This is a genomic window from Plebeiibacterium sediminum (genome assembly GCF_026013605.1).
GTDB classification, from domain to species: domain Bacteria; phylum Bacteroidota; class Bacteroidia; order Bacteroidales; family Marinilabiliaceae; genus Saccharicrinis; species Saccharicrinis sediminus.
On the sequence record NZ_JAPDPJ010000045.1, the window covers coordinates 47,278 to 53,546 of the forward strand.

Annotated in this window: 5 protein-coding genes; 4 read left to right on the forward strand and 1 reads right to left on the reverse strand. The window is 33.8% G+C overall.

Annotated features, from left to right (window positions below; translation table 11 throughout):
- Positions 1 to 81: 81 nt before the first annotated feature.
- On the reverse strand, positions 82 to 1,182 hold the full coding sequence (locus OM075_RS16985; protein WP_301191733.1) for a slipin family protein: 1,101 nt from the start codon (positions 1,180 to 1,182) through the stop codon (positions 82 to 84).
- 744 nt (positions 1,183 to 1,926) lie between these two features.
- On the opposite strand from OM075_RS16985, the gene OM075_RS16990 reads away from it, so the two are divergent.
- The 4 genes from OM075_RS16990 (at position 1,927) to OM075_RS17005 (ending at position 5,983) form a co-directional block, all read left to right on the forward strand.
- Complete coding sequence (locus OM075_RS16990) at positions 1,927 to 2,949, forward strand: helix-turn-helix transcriptional regulator (RefSeq protein ID WP_301191734.1); 1,023 nt, start codon at positions 1,927 to 1,929, stop codon at positions 2,947 to 2,949.
- Positions 2,950 to 3,337: 388 nt separating this feature from the next.
- Positions 3,338 to 4,741, forward strand: coding sequence for an RtcB family protein (locus tag OM075_RS16995; RefSeq protein ID WP_301191735.1), 1,404 nt, complete (start codon positions 3,338 to 3,340; stop codon positions 4,739 to 4,741).
- Between the two features lie 5 nt (positions 4,742 to 4,746).
- Complete coding sequence (prfH, locus tag OM075_RS17000; RefSeq protein WP_301191736.1) at positions 4,747 to 5,445, forward strand: peptide chain release factor H; 699 nt, start codon at positions 4,747 to 4,749, stop codon at positions 5,443 to 5,445.
- Positions 5,446 to 5,455: 10 nt separating this feature from the next.
- Positions 5,456 to 5,983 carry a hypothetical protein gene (locus OM075_RS17005; RefSeq protein ID WP_301191737.1) on the forward strand — a complete coding sequence of 176 codons (528 nt, stop codon included), beginning with the start codon at positions 5,456 to 5,458 and terminating at the stop codon, positions 5,981 to 5,983.
- Positions 5,984 to 6,269 lie beyond the last annotated feature (286 nt).

The following is a 6,269-nucleotide window of genomic DNA, read 5'->3' on the forward strand; positions in this document are numbered from 1 at the left end:
TGTTTTGACTTTGTTGGCAGTATGATTCTCATGGCTTTTTTACCAGATTAAATTTATTTATAAAGGTCAAAATATCATCTACTATCTGTCTGTAGAAAATATTTCTTTCAATTGATCTACAACCTTACCTCCTCCGGATAAGGTTATGGTATTAATTTTATCAGCAATCTTTTCTACATTCTCCATTTCTTTTAATTTAAACAGCATTTGATTATCCTCCATCAACTTAGCTGTATTAAGCAAACTTCGCGTAGATGCGGTTTCTTCTCTTCTAGTGATTATATTGGCCTGAGCTTTCTTTTGGGCTACCAACACCTGATTCATTATTTCTTTCACCTCACCAGGCAAAATAATATCTCTAATACCACCATCTGACAATTCAACACCATACTCCATAGCTTTTTTACGTGCTGAACTCATTACAAATTCAGCCACTTCTTCTTTCCTCTCAAGAATCTCATCAAGAGTTAATGTACCAACATATTCTCTTAATGCCAACTGAAGTGTTACATGCAATTGCTTTTTATAATCCTGATTCTCGGTCAACGCTTTTTTAGCATCCACTACAATATAACTTGCAAAAAAACTGATTCGAATAGCTGCTTTATCCTTTGTTAATAATTCCTGTCCCGAAATTTCCAACTGTGTTTGACGCAAATCTGCCTTCATAACAAGTACTGGTGTATTATTTTTCCAATAATAATATACTCCTTGATTTAACTCTTTAATAAACTTATCTTCTACAAATAACAACCCTCTTTCGTAAGATTCAACACGATATATTCTAACCTGAGGGTATATATCTGGCTTATATAAAATATTTACCGGTATGTCTTCTGTAATCTCAACCTTACTTAAATCCACTTTTTTAAAAGTAAAATTAGTTACCCCCTTCCAGTAAGCATAACGACCAGAGGTAAGTGCTTCCTGGTATACTCCGTTTTCATATTTTAATACCATCTCATGATCTTGCACCTCTATAACGTCGAGCATACTTGCCAATTCGTCATCTTGCAACAAGATGTTTAATTCCATGGAAAATGTAAATGGCTGTGACATATTACAAATACCTACTTTATCAGAAAACCATACCCAATGGCTACCGGCTTTTAATACTTTAATATAATCGCCATTTCTAAATACCAAACCAACTTTACCTTTATTTATTCTTACTCGTTTCATATGTCTAAAATTTGTTTTCTTTTGCCTCATGGAACCTGCCAGTTTTCTCATTATATAATAAGAGTTAGCTCGCTCCATATTGCGATATATTTATGTTTTTAATTTTTATTATCAATAAAAATAGATTGGCAGAACCATTCATAGCAATGGAAGCTGAAAGACCAGAATTTCAATAAATTAGTTTATCTAAAAATTGAATTAAGCTATTCTTTAATTTGCAATATTCAGATGAATTAATCATCATCGATAATGGTTGTTTCATCTCGCTGATTAACTATGAATTGTTTTATCCCGAAAGATAAAACCGGTCATTTGCCATTCTACTTTTATGTAACTGTTAAAGGTGAGTAGTTAACTCAAATCAGGATTCGAACCTGTAGTCATACGACTTTACCATATAGAGATGTTGCTCTACCTATTGTAGCTATTCTGGCTTTTACCAGAAGGAGGACTCGAACCTCCAACACACATCGTTGTATGAAAAAACAAAAAAACAAGTAGTATATTGAACTTTACCAAGCCAACACTATAAAGCTATACAGAAACTTACATCAAGCCTTGCCAGTTTGTTTTAATCATGCTTTTATCTTCTTACTCAAAGAAGAAATATTTTGTATCACATAAATGTGAATTTTTTATTCAAAGAACGTTTTGTCATACTTGACGATACAAAGATGAATAGCCAGTGCGCAGTCTTTTTGCGTAGTAAAATATTTTTTCTACTTTTCATCAAAAAAATCCAATATGCCTGTTAACAGAAATGCCCTGATCCGATATACTACCATTGATAAATGCCTGCGAAACAAGTATCGCAAGTGGACATTAGACGATCTGATTGAGGCTTGTTCTAACGCTCTTTATGAATTTGAAGGAATTGATAAAGGAGTAAGTAAACGAACAATCCAAATGGATATTCAGAATATGCGTAGTGAAAAATTGGGTTATAATGCACCAATTATTGTTACAGACAAAAAGTACTATGCTTATGAAGATCCTGAGTACTCCATTACCCAACTACCATTATCGGAACAGGATCTGGAAAAATTAGGTGACGCAGTAGAGATTCTAAAACAGTTCAAAAGTTTTAGCCACTTTAAAGAGATGACAGGGCTTATTCAAAAGCTGGAAAACAAAATACATATTGAACAGACTCAGGATCGCCCCATTATCCACATGGATAAAAACGAAGATTTAAAAGGCTTAGAACATTTGAATGGATTATATGATGCCATACAAAAGAAAAAAGTTTTAAAAATAGATTATCAATCATTTAAAGCACGAAATTCTCAAAGAATTTACTTTCATCCTTATCTTTTAAAAGAGTTTAATAACAGATGGTTTTTAATTGGTAGAAAAAACAAAGGAAGCCATATTGTTACATTTGCACTCGATCGCATTATATCATTTGAGCAGGAAAAAAATATTAAATTTATAGATACTGAAAGTTTTCACCCTGATAATTATTATGAAAATATTATAGGAGTAACGCTTAATGAAGGTCTGCTTCCAAGAGTAGTTAAGTTATTTATTGATAGAAGCAATGCCCCATACGTAATTACTAAACCACTACACTGGTCACAAAAAATTATTGAGAAAACCGACAAAGGCATTATTATCTCTATAAAAGTAATTCCGAATTTTGAACTAGAGAGACTGCTCTTAGGTTTTGGCTCATCTCTGGAAGTTTTATCTCCCCCATTGCTTCGAAAAAAAATGGGTAAAATCGTTGAGAAAGCATACAAACTATACACCACCAATACAGACTAAATACATCACCACAAAGACATTCCGAACGTAACTGTTTTCAATAATTATTGAAACATATTTGGAATATTAACAAATTCTATTTTATATTTGCAACACATTTCACCCTATGTATAACTATTAAAGAAGGGGAATTTGTTATGTTAGAGCTTAATTCACATATCCGCAAGTAGATCAGAATGGTTAGTTTAGAACTAATCACACTTCTTATTTTCTGATCGTTTGAGTAAGATGATTTCTTATTCAACAAATTACATTTAATATATTATATCTGACTGAAGAACCTGTTTAAGATGGTTTTATATGGCTGTGCCTGATTCTTAATCAAGATCTGCCCGGTAAGTACACCGTACTAACAGGTTACCACTCAGTCAGGTTTTTACTCTGACATATGAGCAAGTCGAAAATAAAAGGCAAAGACCTTAAAAAGATAAACTATAAATCAGATAGAGCTAAAAGTCTGGCTATAAATATCATTAACAGCGACTTTAAGCATCTATCAAAACAAGATAAATTAGCGTTACTTGAAGATGTTCTTATCAATCCCAAAGATTATATAAAACATGTTTCTTTAGTAAAATTAGCAGAAGAACTAATCGGTAAAATTAAAACCAATCATGGTACAATATATCATTTAGACAACATAGAAAAGCCATTTGCTATCTATGGTAACAAGCATATTACACATGATACAGTAAGACAAATGGCAACAGCTATACAATTACCTATTTCAGAATATGGTGCTTTGATGCCCGATGCACATGTTGGTTATGGGTTGCCAATTGGTGGTGTACTGGCAGCCCGTAATGCAGTGCTTCCCTATGGAGTTGGACTAGATATTGGTTGCAGGATGTCTTTAAGTATTTACGATGTTCCTTCTGAATTTATTAAACGAAACAGCTATCAGATAAAAACTGCCTTAAAAGAACAAACCCACTTTGGTATTGGCAAAATTGAAAAACACAATTTAGATCATGAAATTCTGGAAAGGAATGAGTTCAATGAGATAGAAATACTAAGACAATTAAAAGGCAAAGCACAAAACCAATTGGGCAGTTCTGGATCTGGTAATCATTTTGTTGAATTTGGTACTGTTGAGCTAGGGCCTGAAAATGCATTCGATTTAAAAGAAGGTAAGTATGTTGGTATACTGGCCCATTCGGGTTCAAGAGGACTGGGAGCTTCAATTGCTGACTACTACACAAAAGTGGCAAAAAGAGTGTGCTTATTACCTAATGGAGCTCAGCATTTGGCATGGCTTGATCTTGATAGTGAAGCTGGTCAGGAGTATTGGCTGGCTATGAATTTGGCAGGAGACTATGCCAAAGCCTGTCATGATACAATTCATTATCGCCTGTCTAAGACATTGGGACTTAAACCTGTTTTGCACATTGAAAACCATCATAATTTTGCATGGAAAGAGCAAATTGATGGCCAGGAATTAATTGTGCACCGAAAAGGTGCAACTCCTGCAGCTAAAGGTCAATTTGGAATTATACCGGCAAACATGATAGATCCCGGCTACATCGTATCAGGAAAAGGAGATGGTGCTTCGCTTAACTCTGCATCACATGGTGCTGGCAGGCGATTAAGCAGAAAAAAAGCTAAAGACAGTTATACTGGCAGTGAACTTAAAAAGCTACTCAACCAGAATAAAATTACACTTATTGGAGGAGGAACAGAAGAAGCTCCAATGGCTTACAAAAATTTAGAAGAGGTTATGGGTGCACAAAAAGATGTTATCAATATTGAGGGAAAGTTTTACCCTCAAATAGTAAGAATGGATAAACAATAAACTAAATGGATACAATAATATTACAAATAACATCAGGTCGAGGACCTGCCGAATGTTGCTGGGTTGTAGCCCAGCTTCTTAAATATATCATTAAAGAAGCTAAAAATGCCAATATAAGCTACAATATAATGCACCGGGAAAAGGGAGTTGAAAATGGCACTCTTTTTTCTGCGAGCATTAAATTCGAAGGCAAAAATGTTGAGGCCTTTTCCAAACAATGGATTGGAACTATTCTTTGGATTGGACAAAGTGAGTTTAGGAAATTTCACAAACGCAAAAACTGGTTTGTTAGCATCAACAGCATTACTTTTTCAAACGACAAATTTGAAATCTGTGATAAAGATATCAGCTTTCAGGCCATACGTTCTGGTGGTCCCGGAGGTCAACATGTAAATAAGGTAAGTACAGCTATCAGAGCAAAACACATCCCAACAGGATTACATGTTTTGGTATCGGAAAGTAGATCGCAATTTCAAAATAAAAAACTGGCAAAACAAAGGCTCCTTGAACTGATAAAACTTGAGCAAATTGACCAACAAAAATGCAATATGCAAACAGAGTGGAAGAATCATTCTGAAATTCAAAGAGGCAATCCAATCAGAACTTTTTACGGCAGCGATTTCAAAGTCCGTAATGAAAAAACAAATTATAAACAAAAGAGAAACTCCTTAAAAAACAATCTTAGAAAGGAGCTCCAAGAATAAAATAACAATTATGAGTACACTAGCAGATCAATATTATATTAAGGCGCTTGATCAATATCCATACAGCCTGGAGGAAGCAATTGAAAATTTGGGCTATGCATTAAGTCAAAATAATGAACACTGTGGAGCAAATTATCTCATGGGTAAATTGCATCAGGAATATATGCATGATTATCAAAAGGCAGAAGACTATTATTCAAAAGCACTTGCGGGTAAACCTGACGATTTGAATGTTTGCATGGCATACATTTTATTATTGATTATTACTAAGGAATACATAAAAGCTCAGAAATTAATAGCTTATGCAGAAAAACTAAAAGGCGTAGACTTATCTAAAACACTTAGCTTTCAGGCCTTGATTTATGAATCAAAACACGATTACGAAAATGCGCTTTTATTATTTAAAGAGGCAAGATTAGAGGCCTACAACGAAAAAGCTATTAATCATATAAATAGTAAAATAAAACGGGTGAAGATGAAAAGAAAATACATCAATAAAACAAACAATCTAAAAGAGAAAATTCAGGAAGCAGAATAATGCTTCCTGGTATTGAATTTAGCCTTTCAAGTGAAATATGCTGATCATTTCCCCCACAATTATATCAATAACTGTTTATATTATCTACGTTTGAAAACTTCTGTAAAATTAGATGCTCACACAGACTGCAAAACTCACCAATTGGCGCGGATATTCATCCGTGCAATTTACATCTTTTAAGTATCTATAACTATTTCAATGATAAACCATCTGGCTCTTTTGATTATAAAGCAGGATTTGCAATCCGGGCATTAAATGTTACAATCATACAATCCAAATCTCACAG